Origin of the sequence: Embleya scabrispora (genome assembly GCF_002024165.1) — a bacterium.
GTDB classification, from domain to species: domain Bacteria; phylum Actinomycetota; class Actinomycetes; order Streptomycetales; family Streptomycetaceae; genus Embleya; species Embleya scabrispora_A.
In genome coordinates this window covers 1,017,400-1,034,904 of record NZ_MWQN01000002.1, presented here as the reverse complement: position 1 = coordinate 1,034,904, position 17,505 = coordinate 1,017,400, and the positions used below count along the sequence as shown (strand labels likewise).

General features: G+C 72.9%; 16 protein-coding genes. 8 read left to right on the top strand and 8 right to left on the bottom strand.

What is annotated here, in order from left to right:
* Window positions 1-10: 10 nt before the first annotated feature.
* Entirely contained in the window at window positions 11-1,003 is a 993-nt protein-coding gene (locus B4N89_RS34920; protein WP_161500917.1) for an Lrp/AsnC family transcriptional regulator, read from the bottom strand.
* A 208-nt stretch (window positions 1,004-1,211) separates the two neighbouring features.
* Between B4N89_RS34920 and B4N89_RS34915 the strand changes: the two genes are divergently transcribed.
* Window positions 1,212-2,753: an MFS transporter gene (locus tag B4N89_RS34915; protein WP_078980464.1), complete on the top strand. Its 1,542-nt coding sequence runs from the start codon at window positions 1,212-1,214 to the stop codon at window positions 2,751-2,753.
* Window positions 2,754-3,208: 455 nt separating this feature from the next.
* Here the strand turns inward: B4N89_RS34915 and B4N89_RS34910 are convergent, their stop codons facing one another.
* Together B4N89_RS34910 and B4N89_RS34905 are read right to left on the bottom strand one after the other, a co-directional pair.
* A complete protein-coding gene (locus B4N89_RS34910) occupies window positions 3,209-3,715 on the bottom strand; it encodes a hypothetical protein (RefSeq protein ID WP_143658188.1) in 507 nt (168 codons plus the stop codon).
* Window positions 3,712-4,029: a helix-turn-helix domain-containing protein gene (locus B4N89_RS34905; protein WP_107504196.1), complete on the bottom strand. Its 318-nt coding sequence runs from the start codon at window positions 4,027-4,029 to the stop codon at window positions 3,712-3,714. The genes B4N89_RS34910 and B4N89_RS34905 overlap by 4 nt, the downstream gene beginning before the upstream one ends.
* A gap of 333 nt (window positions 4,030-4,362) precedes the next feature.
* On the opposite strand from B4N89_RS34905, the gene B4N89_RS34900 reads away from it, so the two are divergent.
* From B4N89_RS34900 to B4N89_RS34890, 3 genes are all read left to right on the top strand, one after another.
* Entirely contained in the window at window positions 4,363-5,910 is a 1,548-nt protein-coding gene (locus B4N89_RS34900; RefSeq protein ID WP_078980461.1) for an LCP family protein, read from the top strand.
* Window positions 5,911-6,105: 195 nt separating this feature from the next.
* Window positions 6,106-7,848 carry a cytochrome b gene (locus B4N89_RS34895; protein ID WP_078980460.1) on the top strand — a complete coding sequence of 581 codons (1,743 nt, stop codon included), beginning with the start codon at window positions 6,106-6,108 and terminating at the stop codon, window positions 7,846-7,848.
* Window positions 7,849-7,925: 77 nt separating this feature from the next.
* Window positions 7,926-8,564 carry a hemerythrin domain-containing protein gene (locus B4N89_RS34890; protein WP_078980459.1) on the top strand — a complete coding sequence of 213 codons (639 nt, stop codon included), beginning with the start codon at window positions 7,926-7,928 and terminating at the stop codon, window positions 8,562-8,564.
* Window positions 8,565-8,989: 425 nt separating this feature from the next.
* On the opposite strand, the gene B4N89_RS34885 is transcribed toward B4N89_RS34890, so the two are convergent.
* Window positions 8,990-9,787, bottom strand: coding sequence for a LysR family substrate-binding domain-containing protein (locus B4N89_RS34885; RefSeq protein WP_078980743.1), 798 nt, complete (start codon window positions 9,785-9,787; stop codon window positions 8,990-8,992).
* Window positions 9,788-9,845: 58 nt separating this feature from the next.
* Here B4N89_RS34885 and B4N89_RS34880 point away from each other — a divergent pair, with 58 nt between their 5' ends.
* A complete protein-coding gene (locus B4N89_RS34880; protein ID WP_078980458.1) occupies window positions 9,846-10,280 on the top strand; it encodes a DUF5997 family protein in 435 nt (144 codons plus the stop codon).
* 128 nt (window positions 10,281-10,408) lie between these two features.
* Here the strand turns inward: B4N89_RS34880 and B4N89_RS50175 are convergent, their stop codons facing one another.
* A complete protein-coding gene (locus B4N89_RS50175; protein ID WP_161500916.1) occupies window positions 10,409-10,561 on the bottom strand; it encodes a hypothetical protein in 153 nt (50 codons plus the stop codon).
* Between the two features lie 312 nt (window positions 10,562-10,873).
* Window positions 10,874-11,695 carry a phosphatase gene (locus B4N89_RS34875; protein ID WP_078980457.1) on the bottom strand — a complete coding sequence of 274 codons (822 nt, stop codon included), beginning with the start codon at window positions 11,693-11,695 and terminating at the stop codon, window positions 10,874-10,876.
* A 368-nt stretch (window positions 11,696-12,063) separates the two neighbouring features.
* Between B4N89_RS34875 and B4N89_RS50875 the strand changes: the two genes are divergently transcribed.
* From B4N89_RS50875 to B4N89_RS34865, 3 genes are all read left to right on the top strand, one after another.
* A complete protein-coding gene (locus B4N89_RS50875) occupies window positions 12,064-12,231 on the top strand; it encodes an SflA family class IV lanthipeptide (RefSeq protein WP_201261064.1) in 168 nt (55 codons plus the stop codon).
* A gap of 199 nt (window positions 12,232-12,430) precedes the next feature.
* Window positions 12,431-15,019, top strand: coding sequence for a class IV lanthionine synthetase LanL (gene lanL, locus B4N89_RS34870; RefSeq protein ID WP_078980456.1), 2,589 nt, complete (start codon window positions 12,431-12,433; stop codon window positions 15,017-15,019).
* A 140-nt stretch (window positions 15,020-15,159) separates the two neighbouring features.
* Window positions 15,160-16,503 (top strand): lipase family protein, encoded by a 1,344-nt coding sequence (locus B4N89_RS34865; protein WP_143658187.1) that lies wholly within the window; start codon window positions 15,160-15,162, stop codon window positions 16,501-16,503.
* 37 nt (window positions 16,504-16,540) lie between these two features.
* Here B4N89_RS34865 and B4N89_RS34860 read toward each other — a convergent pair whose 3' ends face one another.
* The gene (locus tag B4N89_RS34860; protein ID WP_078980454.1) at window positions 16,541-16,996 is read right to left on the bottom strand and encodes a hypothetical protein; all 456 of its coding nucleotides are present in this window, start codon (window positions 16,994-16,996) and stop codon (window positions 16,541-16,543) included.
* 58 nt (window positions 16,997-17,054) lie between these two features.
* Window positions 17,055-17,501 (bottom strand): nuclear transport factor 2 family protein, encoded by a 447-nt coding sequence (locus B4N89_RS34855; RefSeq protein ID WP_078980453.1) that lies wholly within the window; start codon window positions 17,499-17,501, stop codon window positions 17,055-17,057.
* Window positions 17,502-17,505 lie beyond the last annotated feature (4 nt).

Below are 17,505 nucleotides of genomic sequence, written 5' to 3'. Positions count from 1 at the left end.
GACGTACTTTTCAGCGTCGGCGGCGCGGTTGCGGCATCGGGCCCTCGCGTTTGAACGTCTCGACGATCGGCGTGGTCTCCACGTTCGTGATGCCCTCGACCGAGCCGAGCGTGTGGGCGATGAAGTCGTACAGGTCGGCGGTGTCCCGACACAGCACGTTCACCAGGAAGTTCGCCCGCCCGGTGGACACGGCGGCGAAGACCGCCCGCGCGTCGGCCGCCACCGCCTCCGCGACCGCGTCCAGCGCCGAGGGGCGCACCGACATCCACAGGAAGGCCGGCATGGCGTAGCCCAGATACTCCGGGTCGGTCTCCACCTCGAAGTACAACACGCCCGTGGCGCGCAGCACTTCCAGCCGGCGGCGGACCGCCGACTCCGAGGTGCCGCAGGTTCGGGCCAGGTCCGCGAACGACATGCGCCCGTCCCGGGACAGCGCCGCGAACAGCGCCCGGTCGTCGTCCGACCAGGGCGGCAGCGGCGCGTCCGGGTCGACCACCGGCGCGAAACGGGTCAGCGCGGCGACCTGGTCGGCGTCCAGGCCGATGTTCTGCGCCCGCCACCCCGGTGGGCCGCCGACCACCACGCGCAGGATGCAGTGCGCCTCCAACTCGCCGACCCCGGCCGCGCGCCCGATGTTGCGCAGCAGTTGGTCGCCGCGGGCCTGCGGGCCGCGCGGTCGGGTCACGCACATCACCTCGGCGCCGGCCGACAACAGCTGTACCCAGGCCACGTCCGACCGGCGGCCCAGGCCCTCCGCCACCGCCTCCACCGCGTCCGGAACGCAGCGCACCCGCAACACCCATGCGGCCTGCCCGGTGCGCCGCGTGTCGCCGATCGCCACCACCCGGATGGCACCGCTCGCCCGCATCCGCCGGTAGCGGCGCACCACGGTCGCGTCGGACACGCCCAGCACCTCGGCGATGCGCGCGAAGGGCATCCGGCCGTCGATGTCCAGCGCGTGCACGATCGCCAGGTCGACGGCGTCGAATTCGATGGATCCCACCACTGGGAGCGTAGTCGTGTCGGGATTCCGCCGCATCCGCCGCGTGTTCTCGACGCGATCCCGCAGAGCGGCGAGGGTTTCCGTCAGCGGCGGGGGACGCGAACGCGGGGCCTGGCGGGGTCGCGTCGGTCGCGGCCGGCTGTGCCGTCATGCCTCCTCGCCTTCGTTCCGTCACGCGTTCATCACGCGTCTCGTCCCGGGAGTCCTCGTGCGCAAGTGGGGACCGCTGCTCGCGGTCTGTCTCGGATCGTTCATGTTGCTTGTCGACGTCACGATCGTCATCGTCGCGCTGCCCGACATGGGCGCCGATCTGGGTTCCTCCTACACCGACCTCCAGTGGGTCCTGGACGCCTACTCCCTCGCGTTGGCCGCGCTGATGCTCGGCGCCGGATCGCTGGCCGACCGGATCGGCCGCAGGCGGGTGTTCGTCTCGGGCACCGTGGTGTTCACCGCCGCGTCGCTGCTGTGCGCGATGGCGCCCGACACCGGGACGCTGATCGCGGCCCGAGCCCTACAGGGTGTGGGCGGCGCGGCCATGTTCGCCACCACGATCGCCCTGCTCGGACACGCCTACCAGGGCCGCGATCGCGGCGTCGCCTTCGGCGTGTGGGGGTCGATCTCGGGAGCCGCCGCGGCGGTGGGGCCGATCATGGGCGGCCTGCTCACCCAACACCTGGGCTGGGAGGCGATCTTCCTGGTCAACGTGCCCATCGGCGTGCTGACCGTGGCGATGTGCCTGAGCCTGCTCACCGAATCGCACGGCAACCGTGCGGCACGGCCGGACCCGGCCGGCATGGTCACCTTCACCCTCGGCGCGGCACTGCTCACCTACGGCTTCGTGCGGGCCGGTGCCGAGGGGTGGACGGATGGCCCGACGCTGGGCGTGTTCGCCGCCGCCGGCGTGGCGTTCGGGCTGTTCGTGGTGGTCGAGGCCCGGGTCGCCGAGCCGATGATCGACCTGGCGCTGTTCCGGCGCGCGTCGTTCAGCGGGATCATGCTGTCCGGTCTGCTCGTGCAGTTCTCCGCGTTCGCGGCGTTCCCGGCGCTGTCCGTGTGGCTTCAGTCGGTGCTCGGGTACGGACCGGTCCGGGCGGGGCTGGCGCTGCTGCCGCTGGCGGCCGTCTCGTTCGTGGCCTCGGCCGTGGCGAGCCGGCTTCCACACGGTACGGGGCCCCGGTGGCCACTGGGGATCGGCGCGCTCTGCATCGGGCTCGGCGCGTTCGCGCTGACCCTGGTGAACGCCGATTCGGACTGGACCGCGCTGCTTCCGGGGTTGCTCGTGGCCGGGATCGGGGTCGGCCTGGCGATGCCGCAGATGGCCGGTGCGGCGCTCACGGCGGTGCCGCCGAGCCGGGCCGGGATGGCCGGTGGGGCGCTCAACACCTTCCGGCAGCTGGGATTCGCGCTCGGCATCGCGGTGGTGGGCGTGGTCTTCCGGGACGGCGCCGAGCACGCGCTGCGCGGCGGTGGGACCACCCTCGCCGCCGACCCGCACGCGACCGCCGAGGCCCTGGGCGGCGGCCGGGCGCAACAGCTCGTGGCGACGGCTCCGGCCGGCGGGCGGGACGCGGTGGTGGACACGATCCGCGAGGCCTTCGCATCGGGCCTGGACCGGGCGTTCCTCCTCTGCGGGGCACTCGGGCTGGCGGCGGGCGTACTGGCCCTGCTCACCGTGCCGAAGGCGGCCCATGCCCCCGCCGCCGGCGGAGCCGGGGCACCAACCCCCGAACGCGACTCCACGTCGCGGTGACACCGGACGCGGATGCCGAACGGACTCGCCCGCGACCGGGGACCGATGCCACGGCGGCCGTCGACCCCGGCCCGCGTCGGTCGCCGGACGGGCCGTCACCTCGGCCGACACGTGGACGAGTTCGACGACCTCGGGGTCGGCGGCGTCGCGGTTGATCGAGTCGAGCCCGGTCGTGCACGCGCACGGGCTCGCGGCTCGCGGCTCGTGTCGCGTCAGGCGACTTGCGACCATCCCCGGAGCATGTCGGTGGCGGTTCCGGCGAGGGATCGTCGGATCGGTGCGGCGATCGTCTCGGGACGTCGACCGGCCGGATCCGGGCCTGGGTGATCGGCGTCTCGAACGTTTGCGGGCCGGAGACGAAGCCCCGGGCGCAGCCGATCGCGCAACCGCCGCCCTCCGGCCTCCCCCGCTGGGAGGGCGGCGGCGGCCTGCCCTCGGGCGGCCGCCGCGACCGGTCAGGGGGTGTTGCCGAGGGCCTGGCGCAACGGGAGGGCGCCGGTGGCGATGTGTACGCCCCGGGAGACGATGCGGGCGTTGGTGGTGTCGAGCGAGGCCAAACGGGACAGCGGGGCCGGGCCGTCGTCGTGCAACGAGCAGCACAGGAGCAGGATGGTGCGCAACGCCCCGTCGTGGTAAGGCCCGTCGGGCGCGGTGACCACCTCGCGCAGCGTCTCCCACCGCACCGAGGCGTAGCGGCCGTCGTCGGACCAGTCCAGACACACGGCGTACAGGTCGGGGCGGCGGACGAAGGAGCCCTCCTCGGTGAGGATGTACGTGGTCGCCTGTGCCGCGAAGTCGCCTTCGGCGGCCCGGTACAGCGCGGCCTCGATCACCTCCGAGGACATCGCGGGCACGGACGCCCCGTCGTTGTGGCGCGTGGCGCGGCGGGCGGTGGCCCGCTCGATGCGGTGCTTGCTGTCGACGCGGTTGCGGCGGCTGCCGGGGCGACGTTCGGTGCTCATGAGACCGCCCTCCGGGACGGGTCGGGCGCCCACGTGTGAGCGGGGGCGAGCAGGTGTGCCGGGTCGACCTGGAACAGCTCGGCCAGGCGCTCCACGTCGTTGAGGTCGAAGGGCAGTTCGCCGGTGAACCGCCGCCATGCCCAGGAGCGGCCGTGGCCCAGCGCCTCGCCGATGGCCCCGTCGGTGTAGCCGTCGCGCCGGGCGAGCATCCGCACGTTGCGCGCCACGATCATCCGGATGGGTTCGTCGGCGGTCGGGGTCGATATCCGCTCCGCCGTTCTGGTCTCACGCGCCCCAGGCGCCACATGCCTCATTCCGGCAGCGTAGAACGCGAGTTGCGGGAACGGTAGATCCGACACAGCACAATCATCCCTCCCTGCGGGAAAGTTGCCCGAACAGCGAAAGCAACCCAGCCCCTGGAAAACACAGTTGCAGCCTGCCGCGAAGCGGGCACGACGCGAAGCGGGCACGACGCGAAAACGGGACCGCTGCGCACGATGTGTGACGCGGCCTGCCGTCGGCTCGGCCCGTACGCCCGGAGCGCGCCGACCCCTCCCACACAACAGTTGCTATATTGCGCAACTATAGAAGCAAAGATCGGGGCCGATCCCTTCGCCTCGAACGAACCACCGGGACGAGGGCGCACGATGTCGGGAAGTCACAGGTCGGGCGCAAGGCCCGAGTCGGGGTCGCAGCCCGCGATATCCAAGGCGACACCCCGCACCCGCCGACCACGCAGGCGCCGCCGGATCCTCAGCATCGCCCTCTCCCTGGCCATCCTCCTGATGGCCGGCGCCGGGTGGATCTACCTCCGGCTCAACGGCAACATCCGGACCTTCTCCGCCGACGGCGTCTCCCCCGACCGCCCCGAGGAGACCGGCGGCCGGAACGTGCTGGTGATCGGCTCCGACTCGCGCGCCGGCGGCAACGACGCGTACGGCGGCGGACAGGGCGACGTCGGCCGCTCGGACACCGCGTTCCTCCTGCACGTGTACGCCGACCGCAGACACGCGGTCGCCGTCTCGATCCCGCGCGACGCGCTCGTGGAGATACCCCCGTGCCGTCTGCCCGACGGCTCCTGGACCGGGCCCAAGGCCAACACCATGTTCAACGCGGCCTTCTCCGTGGGCGACACCACCCGGGGCAACCCCGCCTGTACGCAGAACACCGTCGAGAAGCTGACCGGCCTGCGCGTCGACCACACCGTGGTGATCGACTTCGCCGGCTTCGCCGCCATGACCTCGGCGGTCGGCGGCGTGGACGTCTGCGTACCCACCGACGTATACGCGGGCGACCTGAACCCCAACCTGCACGCTCGCGGCGAACTGCTGTTCGCCAAGGGCCGCCAGACCGTCTCCGGCCGCAAGGCGCTCGACTACGTGCGCATCCGGCACGGCCTCGGCGACGGCTCCGACATCGGCCGCATCCGCCGCCAACAGGCGTTCGTCGCCGCGCTGATCACCCGGGTCAAGGGCAAGGGCCTCGATCCCACCACCCTGGTCCCGCTCGCCGACGCGGCCACCAAGGCGCTGACCGTCGACCCCGGCCTCGGGTCGGTACCGAAGCTGACCTCGTTCGCGATGTCCCTGCGCGACATCGACCTGCACAACACCAAGTTCGTCACGGTGCCGTGGCGCTACCAGGGCGAACGGGTCGCGATCGTCCGCCCGCAAGCCGACATCCTGTGGAGCGCGCTGCGCGCCGACCGCACCGTCGACGGCGAGGACGCGGGCGGCAAGTCCCCGGAGCCGAGCCCCGGTTCGCCGCCGACGAACGCCGCACCCGTACCCGTGCCCGGCACCGGAATCAGCGTCGCCGTATACAACGGCACCTCCACAACCGGCCTGGCCGCCCGCGCCGCGGACACCCTCAGAGCCAACGGATTCACCGTCACCACCACGGCAACCGCCGCCTCCCGCACCCACGTCGCGACCGTGATCGAGTACGGCCGAGGCGAACGCGACCGGGCCGACGCCCTCGTCCCCCTGTTCCCGGGCGCCGAACTACGCCCGACCTCGGCAACCGGCCTCACCATCACACTCGGCCGCACCTTCGCCTCCGAGCCACCCCCGACAACCAAGCCCACCGAGCCCACCGAGCCCTCCACCTCGACGCCCGCGCCCCCACCGGCATCGGTCGTCGACAAGGTCCGCTCCGCCGACGACGACCCGTGCTCCAACCTCTCCTTCGGCTGAGTTCCACACCCCCGTTTCTCGATTGCGCAACCGTTGAATCCCGCCCGACGGGTCACAATCTCGCCCCGAGCCCCGTCATATAGCCAGGGACGCGCGGCCCGGACCGCTCCGGGACATCCACCCGGCTCGCGCCGGCCGCCGCGCCCCGCACCGCGGATCGAGGCGAGAGGGACGTCGCGCATGAGCGCAGGGGGCATGAGCACAGGGGGCATAAGCGCAGCAGGCAACGGCGCGGGCGGCAATGGCGCGGGGAGCGACAGACCGGGAGGCAACGGCGCCGCGCGGCACGCCGGCCCGGCCAAGGGCGGGGAGAACACCCGACTCCCCGTCCCGGACGGCGCGGGCGTGCGGTTCGCCGACGCCATCGACAGCCGACTGGGCATCTACGGCGCGACCAAGAGACACCTGCGCAAGGTCTTTCCGGACCACTGGACGTTCATGCTCGGCGAGATCGCCCTGTACAGCTTCATCGTCCTGCTGCTGACCGGCGTCTTCCTCACGCTGTTCTTCCAGCCGAGCATGACCCAGGTCGTCTACGACGGCTCGTACGTACCGCTACAGGGCGTGCACATGTCCCAGGCGTACGCCTCGACCCTCGACATCAGCTTCGACACACGCGGTGGCCTGATGATCCGTCAGGTCCACCACTGGGCCGCGCTGATCTTCATCGCCGCGCTGTTCGTGCACATGTTCCGGATCTTCTTCACCGGCGCGTTCCGCAAACCCCGGGACCTCAACTGGCTGTTCGGCTTCCTGTTGCTGGTACTGGCCATGGTCAACGGCTTCGCCGGCTATTCACTCCCCGACGACCTGCTCTCCGGCACCGGCCTGCGCATCGCCGAGGGGGTCTGTCTGGCCATCCCGCTCGTCGGTACCTACCTGCAATTCTTCCTGTTCGGCGGGGAGTTCCCGGGCGACGACATCGTGCCGCGCCTGTTCACGATCCACGTCCTGCTGATCCCGGCGATCATGGTCGGCCTGGTCACGGTGCACCTGACCCTGGTCTGGTACCAAAAGCACACCCAGTTCGTCGGCCCGGGCCGGACCGAGAAGAACGTGGTCGGCGCGCCGTTCATGCCGGTCTACGCGGCCAAGGCGGGCGGCTTCTTCTTCCTCGTCTTCGGCGTCACCGCGCTCCTGGGCGGCCTGGTGCAGATCAACCCGATCTGGTCCTACGGCCCCTACAACCCCGGCCAGATCACCGCCGGTTCGCAACCCGACTGGTACATCGGATTCCTCGAAGGCGCCCTGCGCATCATGCCCAACTGGGAGTGGAACGTCTGGGGCCACACGCTCAGCTTCAACGTGCTGATCCCGACCCTGATCGTCCCGGGCGTACTGTTCACCCTCATCGCCGCGTACCCGTGGGTGGAGAGCTGGATCACCGGCGACAAGCGCGAGCACCACATCCTGGACCGGCCGCGCAACATGCCGGTCCGCACCGGGCTGGGCGTCGGCTGGATCGTCGCCTACGGCGTGTTGTGGGTCTGCGGCGGCAACGACGTAATCGCCACCCGCTTCCACCTGTCGATCAACACCATCACGTGGGTCGGCCGCTTCGCCTTCCTGATCGCCCCGGTCCTCGCCTATCTGGTCACCGTACGCATCTGCAAGGGCCTCCAGCGCCGGGACCGGGACAAGGTGCTGCACGGCCGCGAGACCGGTGTGATCAAGAAGCTCCCGCACGGCGAGTACGTCGAGATCCACGAACCGCTCGACCCCGCACTGCGGCACCGCCTCACCGCGCACGAACAGCCCAGGCCGTACGCCCTGGTCCCGGCCGTGGACGAGAACGGCGTGGCCCGCCGGGTCACCCGCTCGCAGAAGTTGCGGGTACGGATGTCGCACTGGTATTTCGCCGAGCCGATCGCGAAGGCCACCCCCGAGGAGTTCCGGGAACTGACCGAGGGGCCCGAACACCACCACGAACACTCCTGACCGGCCCGGGGCGGCCCCTCCCGCAGGCCGCCTCCGCACACCTCGCCGCCCACACCGCCGCCCCGAGGAGATCCGGCATGCCCTCGACCGTCCCGTCCCGTTCGCATCACGGCCGTACCGCCGACGGGCCGCGCCCCGATCCGCTCCTGATCCACGCGGTCCACCACGCGCTGCGCCGGGACCTGGCCGACCTGGTCGAATGGGCGCGGACCTGCGTGCCGGTGGCCGGCCCCGGGTGGAACCGGTTCCGGCACTACCTCACCCTCCATCACCGGGCCGAGGACGCCACCCTGTGGCCGGTGCTGCGCGAGATGTCCGACCGGGGGTCTCCACTGCACCGGCTGACGGCGGCGATGGCGGAGGAGCACCACCGGCTGGACGAACTGGTGGCCACCATCGACGACTGCCTGAGCGGACGCGGGCCGGCGAGCCGCACGTTCGAATATGTGACGCGGTTGGACACCGCGCTCACCGCGCACCTCGACTTCGAGGACGCGACCCTGCTCCCGCTGGTCTCGACGCTGATCACGCCGCGCGAGTGGGCCCACTTCGACGTGGCCCAGCGATCACCGCTCTACCTGGTCGAGGGCGCGCAGTTCCTGTCCTGGCTCCTCGAAGGGGTACCCGCCGACCGAGAGCCCGCAATCCGACACGTATTCCCACCCGCCGTCCGCCTGACCCACCGCATACTGCGCACAAGGCACGTGCGCTGGTAAGACAAACGAACGCGGAAGCGGAGCCTGTGCGCCCGGAGCGGGGCCGGTGCGGGGGCGGGGGCGGGAGCGGGGCCGGTGCGGGGGCGAAGCGGGCGCGGGGACCGGGGCGGGGCCTGTGCGCAGGCAAAGCGGGCGAAGCGCGCGTGCGCGGGGGCGAGACGCGTGCAGCGCGTGCGCGGGCGAGACGCCTGCAGCGCGTGCGCAGGTGAGACGCGTGGCGCGTGCGCGGGCGAGACGCGTGCAGCGCGTACGCAGGCGAGACGCGTGGCGCGTGCGCAGTGAGACGCGTGCAGCGCGTACGCGGGCGAGACGCGTGGCGCGTGCGCAGGTGAGGCGCGTGTGCGGGTGCGTGGAGCGCGTGCGTGAGGTGCGTGCGCGGATGCGGCGGGTGCGTTGCGCGGTTCGACCACGGACGCCCGCCCCGGTCAGCGGCCGCGGGGTTTTCCGCGTTTGCCGGATTTGCCGGAGCCTGGGCCGCCGCGTGAGCCCCGGCCGGTTGCGCCGGTGCCGCTCGGCTTGTGGCGTGTGTCGGGGCGTTTGGCCGCCGCCTTCGCCGACTTGGGCTGCGGTGGGGTGGGTGTACGTCCGCGCGAGCTGTTGACCGTCCGTCCCCGGATGATGCCGATGAATTCCTCCATCAGCTCGGAGGGCTCCCCCTCCGGCCAGGCCAGCGCGACCCGCGACTGCGGCACGTCGGCCGCATCGTCGGTCGTCTCGCCCGCCCCGGTCAGCGGTCGATACGTCAGGTCCTTGCGGTGGTGCAGTCGGGCCAGCGACTGCGGGACGATCAGCAGCCCCACCCCGGCCGCCACCAGCTCGATCGCGTCCGCCGTGGTTGCCGGCCGCTCCTTGGCCGGGACGCCGGGCGGGCCGCCGGTCCAGTCGAGCGGGTCGTCCAGCGGGTGCAGCAGCACGAAGTCGGCCAGGTCGTCGACGGAGACCTCGTCAACCGCCGTCACGTCGTGGTCCTTGGGGATCACGACCACGGTGGTCTCGGTGTACATGGGGATCGTGTTCAGCCCGGTCCGATCCATCGGCAACCGCACCAGACCCGCGTCCGCGCCACCGCCCCGCAGCGCCTCGCCCGCATCGGCGGCGGTCACCGCGAGCAACGTCAGGGACACGTCGGGCAACCGCTCGTTCCAGATCCGCACCCATTTGGCGGGGGTCACCCCCGGAACGTAGGCGAGCCGGAACGAAGAGGGTGTTTCCGCGCCTGTCACCACGTCAGGTTACCGGCCATGATCGGCGGCACCGCACACGGTCGCTACTCTTGACCCCATGACGTCGCACAAGACCACCCAGACGATGAAGCCCGCGACCGCGGCGAAGAAGCTGGGCGTATACCTCGAGGCCACCCCCGCCGAGTTCCGGGAAGGTGTCGTCTCCCGCGACGAACTGAACGCACTTCAGGCCGACCCGCCGCAGTGGCTGCGCGAGCTGCGCGCCAACGGCCCGCACCCCCGTCCCGTGGTCGCGGCGAAGCTGGGCGTGTCCATCGCCGGGCTCGCGCGCGGCGGGATCACCGAGGCGCTGACCACCGAGCAGATCGACGCGCTGAAGGAGGAGGGCCCGGAGTGGCTGCTCCACGAGCGCGCCGTCCAAGCCGACGTCCGCAAGGAAGCGGTCCGAATCAAGGAGAAGAACCAGGCCAGGGAGGCCAAGGAGGCCAAGGAGCAGGAGCGCCCCACCCCGGCCCGCCGCCCCCGTTCCTGACCCGCCCCACCCTCGGCAGCGCCATGAGCCCCACGGCCCATCAGCTCGGATACGCCACCTCGGCGCCTCCGACAGCGCCGTACAGATCCGCCCCGTAGTCGCCGAGACGGGACCGGCCGCGACAACGATCACGGCCAGGAGCGTGACCGCGGCGGAGGTGAGTGCGGGGCGGCGCCGAAGGCGATCGGGCAGACGAAGCGGGCGAGGGCCTGTCCGGTCTGCACCAACACCGGCCCGCTGCCCCGAAGTTCGGCCGAGACCACCTCGGCGGCCGCGGCCATCGGCACCCCGCGGCGTGGAAGCAGCCGTGCAGGGTGAGCCCGGCACAGGGCAGCCGAACCGCGTCGGCTCCCGACAGCACCAACACGAAGACCACGAGCAACGCGAAGTGGCCGCCGCGGAAAACCCGTTGCCGTCCGCTCCTGGCGGCGTCCGGCGCGGCGGTGGCGGCGTACGCGCCGAGGTTGTCACCGTGCGGCGCGACCGGTCGGATCGGGCACGCGGCGGCGGCGCGCGGGCGGTGACGGCGCGGGTGCGACGACGGCCCGGGACACGATCGTGTCCCGGGCCGGTTGGTCGGCGGATCGGTGTGGTCAGCGGGCCTGGGCGGACAAGCCGGCGGCGGCCAGGAGGTAGGCGGTCATCGGGGCGTAGTCGCGGGCGTCGACGATGTGGTCGTCGAGCGGGACGGTCACCGTGACCGTGCCCTCGGCCTCGCCGAGGAACAGCGCCGGGTCGTTGCTGTCGGCGAACGCGACGGTGGGGATGCCGTGTTGCCCGGCGCGGCCCGCCCAGCCGTGGTCGGCGACCACGAGGTCGGGGCGGGGTCGGCCGCTCTCCGCGAGCGCGTCCAGGATCGCGCTCATCGGTTGCGGGGCGTGCGTGTGCCACAGGGTGGCCCCGCGTTCCAGGACCGCGACACCGCCGAACTGGCGCACGTCGCCCCAGGTTTCGTCGTCCCCCTCGGTGGTGCGCAGGTGGCGCGGGATGTCGATGACGGTGGCGCCGGCCGCGCTCAACGACTCGGCGATGGCGCGGTGTACGTCGAGCAGGCCGCCGGGGTGGCCGGTGGCGACGAGCACGCGCAGTCGGCGGGCCGCGGCGTCGCGCAGTACGGCGGCCATCCGGTCGAGGGCGGCCAGGGTCAACTCGGGGTCGATGGTGTCCTGGCCGGCGCGGTGTTCGGGGTTCGGGTCCACGCCCGCGCGCTCGACCATCACGGCGAGCACGTCCTCCTCGGTCTTCCAGCGGTCGCCCAGGTCCAGGCCGAGCCAAAAACGCAGGTTTCCGCGGACCAGTTCGGCGTAGTGCCGGAGGTTGACCTCCCGTGGGGTGGCGATCGGGCCCGCGATGCGGGTCGCGATCAGGTGCCGGAGCAACTCGTCGGGCGACGGTGGGATGTTCGGCGTCGTCATGCCGCCATTGTGCGCACACGACAACCAGCCGGTGGCCGGCGCCCCCACTCCGGGAGCCGGCGGGGCGGGCACGGGCCCGCCGACGCGGTGATCGCGTCGGGGTCGAAGGCGGGTCTGCCGGCGGCGCGCGCCCGTGTCCCGAATCGGGGTCGTCGAATCCCGTTCACGCACGCGAAATCGCGCCATAAGTCGTCTGATTCGTGACGTTCTCCTTTTGTTGCGCAGCGTGGAGACTATTGGCGCGGAACGGCGGCCCACCCGCCCCACCAGCACCGGAGGACACAGGTGTGTGGCGGCGACCGGGATCGGCCGACCACCGCGAAGGTTCGTGTACTGATCTGCCCGCCACTGCCGCAGGAAGGATCGAAATGAGCCCCGTGAAGGTAGAGATCCGCGACGCCGGACCGCTCGACGTCGAGGTCGAGGAGGAACTGGTCGAGTTCGAGGACGAGACCAACCCGGAACGCCGGATCGAGTCGTGTCTGGCCGACCCGTGGGTGACCGCCACCACCCGCGTGGGGTGCGACTGGGCCTGACCGGCCCGTCACCCGCCGAACACCGGATCCGGCCCGGAGCCCATCGATCCGGCCGCCCCGCACGGATCACGCATCCGCGCGGGGCGCGCGGCCCCGTACCGCGCACAGCGCCAGTGGACGACGCTCCCCGAGCGGACGCGCGGTCGCTCGGCGGGCGGTGTGTTCGGAACCACCCGACGCGGAACAGCAAGGAGCGGACGTGGGCAAGGTGCGGGCGGTCCCCGACGGATCCGTACAGGACCTGAGTCGGCGTCTGGACACGCTGATCGCCGGCCACGATCGACGTCACCGTGCGGACTCGGTCTGGCTCCACCTGTTCGATCCGCGCATGCCTCCGATGGACCACGGGTGGAAGTTGCACGTCTCGACCCGCCCCGAGGACTTCACCGAGACGCTGGACCTGCTGGTCCCGGTGCTGCTGCGGTACACCTGCCTGGCCAAGTTCGCGGCCGGCACCGCCGTGCTGGAGGAGATCAACGCCGGCGTCCGCGATCCCGCCCTCGTCGGCAAGGCGATCACCGTCTACCCGCGCGAGCGGGACGTGGCCGCGCTCGGCCGGGAACTCGCCGAGGCGCTGGCCGGTCGCGGCGGGCCGCGGGTGCTCGGCGACCGCCGGGTCCGGCCCGACGCTCCCGTCTACTACCGGTACGGGCCCTTCCGGGCGAGCGGCGGCGATGACGCGGCGCTGGTGATGACCGGCCCCGATGGGCAGCGCTTTCCGGGCCGGGCCACCGTGCGCTATCGGCAACCCCCTTGGGCCGCGGACCCGTTCGGCGCCGCCGCGCCCACGCCCGGCCGCACCGCCCGGCTGATCGGCGGCCGGTACCGGCTCACCGGTGGCATCGCCCGCTCCCCGCACGGCGACGTCTACCGCGCCCTCGACAACGCGACCGGCGACCGCGTGGTGATCAAACAGGCCCGGGCGTACGCCGGGGAGGACGGCGGCGGCCTGGACGCCAGGGACCGGCTGCGGCACGAACGCGCGGTGCTGGGCGCGCTGTCCGGCCTCGACGGCGTGCCCCGGGTGATCGACCACCTGCGGCACGGCGAGGACGAGTACCTGGTCACCACCGATTGTGGCCCCGGCGATCTGCGCCGCGATGTGCTCGGCCACGGCCCCTACCCGGGCGACGCCCGCTCCGGCCGACGGATCTCCGAGTTGGCCCGCCGACTGCTCGCGGTGCTCGACGGCATCCACGAGCGCGGCGTGGTGGTGTGCGACCTCAAGCCGGCCAACGTGGTGCTGGACGCCGACGGCAACGCCCGGATCGTCGACTTCGGGATCAGCGCGCTGGACACCCGCCGCCCGGCCGGCGGCACTCCCGGCTACACCCCGGCGCCCGATCCGGACGGCGGCTCGCCGGTCCCGGTCGACGACCTGTACGCGCTGGGCGCCACGCTGCACTACGCGCTGACCGGCCTCGACCCGGTGATCGTCGACCCCGATCCGGCGGTGAACCGTCAGCGTACGCTCGCCTGCCTGGCCGCCGCGCTGCCCGGGGTCGCCCATCGGCCGGTCCGGGCCATGGTGGCCGCGCTGCTCAGCCCCGATCCGGCCGAACGGTCCGCCTGCGCGCGGCGGTTGCGGGCCGGGCGGCCCGAACCGGCGCCCGGCCGCCGACTGCCGGCGCCGCCCCGGGTCACCGCCGCGCTCCTGGACGACGTGATCGGCCACACCGTCGCCGCCTGTGTGCGCGGTGTCGCCGACTGGCCCGCCGCCTCGGGCCCGCGTCCCGGCTCGACGCTGACCCTGTACGTGGGCGCCGCCGGCGTCGGCCTCGAACTGCTGCACCACACCGACCGCCCGGACGTCGCCGGCGCCGTCGCGCACCTCGCCCACCGCACCGCGGCCCACCCGGAACTGGGCGAACTGTCCGACACGTTGTACACCGGCCGCACCGGCGTCGACCTCTTCCTCTGGGCCGCCGCCGACCTGCCGGGCGGTGCGCCGGCCCCGGACACGCCGCCCGCGGCGAGGCCCTACGACGACACCGGCGACCAGATCGGCGGCGCGGCCGGCGGCGGCACCGGACACCTGCTCCTGGCCGCCGCGGCTCGGGCGGCGGGCGACCCGGAGCGGGCGGGCGTACACCTGGCCGCCGCCGCGCACTGCGCCGGCCTGCTCGTGGCCCGCCACGGCGAGCCTGGACCCGACGAACTCGGGCTGCCCCCGGCCTCCTCCCGTGCGGCCTACGCCCACGGGTTCGCGCACGGCCGGGCCGGCATCGTGTACTTCCTCGACGCCTACCGGCGCACCGACCCCCACGCGGCGCCGGCCGTGCACGCCGCCGCCCGGGAGGGTCTGGCCGACCTCGCCGCGCGCACCCCCGACCTGCTCGCCTCGGCCGCCCTCCCCGGCGCCGCCCGCAACTTCGGGTCCTGGTGCCGCGGCATGGCCGGCATCGGTACGACGCTGATCGCCGCCGGGGTCGCGGATGGGGACCCGAAGCTGCTCGAACCGGGCCTGCGCTGCGCCCGGTTGTGCCACTCCCTCGCGCCGCGGATGAGCCTGGTGTCCCAGTGTTGCGGCCTGTCCGGCATCGGCGAACTGCTCGTGGACGCCGCCGTCGCGACCGGCGACGACGAACTGTGGCGGGCCGCCGAGGACGTGATCGGCCTGATCCTGGCCCGCAGCGGCGGCACCGCGCGCCGCCCCCTGCTGCCGGACAACTCCCGCACCGCGTCGAGCCCGGCGTGGGGCACGGGCAGCGCGGGTGTCCTCTCCTTCTTCCGCCGGGTGCGACAACGCGGCGGGCAGCGGCTGTTGGCGCCGACGACGAGTCCGTGAGCTGCGCGTTTGGTGGTGGCCTCCGGTTCGGGGTGGGTCCGGGCCCACTCCGAAGGCGGGTGGTGACCGGAGTGCTCGGGAGTGGCTCGGCCGGCTAGTTTCCGGGTATGCGATCCACTCGAAGTGCGACACCACATGCCTTGCCCAATAAGCGAGTTCGTGTCGGTGACGACACCGCCGCAAGGACGCCGACGACCCGCCGACGCCGATGGGGCCGGCGGGCCGTCGCCGTGCCGGCCGGCGCGGCACTGCTGCTCCTGCCGCTGCTCACGAACGGCGCCGCGCCGGCGCATGCGGCCGGCCGGGCCGACCGGGCGCCCGCCGAGAGCCGGGCCGACGCCGAGAGCCGGGCCGACGCCGCCCGGGCTCCCGCGCACGGGCGCGGCAGCGTCGTCTCGGTACGCCGCGTGGACGTCCTCGATCGGGACCGGGTCCGCGAGCAGTTGTCGCCCTACGACCTGGACGCGCCGCCGGCCGAATACGGCGTGGTCACCTATGTCGTGGTCTACCGCACGATCGACGCGGCCGGACGGCCGACCGTGGCCAGTGGCCTGGTCGCGGTGCCCCGGGGCGGGTCCCGGACCCAGCGGGTGCTCGCCTTCGAGCACGGGACCACGGTCGAGAAGGCCGGCGCGCCGTCCGGCGAACGGGCCGACGACAACCGGGCATTCCCGCTCTTCTACGCGGGCGCGGGCTACTTCACCGTGGCGCCGGACTACCTCGGCCTCGGTCTGGGCCCGGGCCGGCACCCGTACGATCACGCCGCCTCCGAGGCGTCGGCGTCCGTCGACCTGCTGCGCGCGGCGCGCGAACCGGCCCGACGCGAGGGTGTCCGGCTCGACGGGCGGGTCCTGGTCACCGGGTTCTCCCAGGGCGGGCACGCCGCGATGGCGCTGGCCGAGACCCTGGACGCGGGCGCCGATCCACGACTGACCCTGGGCGGACTGGCCCCGGCGAGCGGGCCCTACGACCTGGAGGGCGTGATGCTGCCGGCCGCCATGGGTACTCCCGGCGACGCGCGCGCGGTCAACCTCGCGGTCGGCTATCTGGTGCTGGGCTGGAACGCGGCCCGCCCCCTGTACCGCCACCCCGAGGAGGTCTTTCTGCCCGACCAAGTGGACACCGTGCTGCGCCTGTTCGACGGGTGGCACACCGAGGCGCAGATCCTGGCCGGACTACCCGACCGTCGAGAGGCGCTGTTCCAGGCGGAGTTCCTGGCCGGCCGCAACGAGGCCGCAGGCCGCTTCCTCGCCGCGATGCGCGAGAACGACACGACGTGTGCGTGGCGCCCGCGCGTGCCCGTCGTCCTCTTCGCGGCCCGGGGCGACCGGGAGGTGCCGTTCGCCAACACCGAGAGTTGCGCCCGTACGCTGACCGCGCACGGCGCCGACGTCCGGGTGAGCGATCTCGGCGACATCGGGCACATTCCGTCCGGGATCGAGTCGGCGCCTCGTATCCTGGCCTGGTTCGCCGCCCGCACGTGACCGGGCTGTCTTCGACCCGGCCGCCCCGGCGGCGGGTTCAGCGCCGAATCAGGGCGGCCTGCGCGGCGGAGAGCAGGGCCACGCGTAGTTGCTCCAGATCGTCGAGAGGACCGTTTCGGCGCAGCTCGGCGACGAACGCGCGGGCCGCGTCGGTCACTTCGGTCGGCCCCTCCAACTGGACCGCGCCGTAGGCCCGTTGCAGCGCCGGCAGGTCGTCGTGGCCGCCGCTGCCGGTGCGGCGGGTCAGGATGACCGTCTCGGCCGCTTCGAGGAAGCGCAGATAGGTCTGGCGGCGGGCGTCCATCAGTCGCTCCGCGCGTTGTTCGTCGAGCGTGGTGCGGACGGTCTCCAAGAGGGCGTCGGCCTGCCGGTCGCCCGCGTGCCGGGCCGCGTCGGCCTGCCGCATCCCGGCACCGCGGGCGAACCAGCCGGTGATCAGGCCACCGGCGAGCGCCGACCCGGCCGCGAGCAGCGCGATTCCCCACTCACTCATGAATCACATTGTGATCGGCGCCCCCCACCGACCGCCGGCGGATTCTCCGATCCCGCGGTCACTCCAGCCGGGTGCCCTGCGCGTTGACCAGCGTCCATCCGCCGGCATGCCCGGCCGGATCGGTGACGAAGACGTGGGTGTAGCGGCTGCGCGATGTGAACGCCTCCCCCTCGAAGCGGCCGGACATCCGGGTACGCCCGATCACGATCGCCGTCGTGTCGAAGAACCGCACGGTCGGCTCCTCCCCGTCCGCCCCGATCGCCTCGAACTCCAGCCGCCGCGACGCGATCAGCGGAACCAGGTCGGCCTTCGGGATCACCGACCCGGCCATGACGTCCACCAGCACGAAGTCGGCGGCGAGCAAACGGTCCAGGGCGTCCCCGTCCGCCCGGACCAACGCGTCGAAGAACGCCAGGTCCGCCCCGACCACCTCACGCCCGTCGTGCGTGTCCACAGCACTCGCCTCGGCCATCGCGCCCACTCCCCCGTCGCCGTCGTCCCGCATGGAC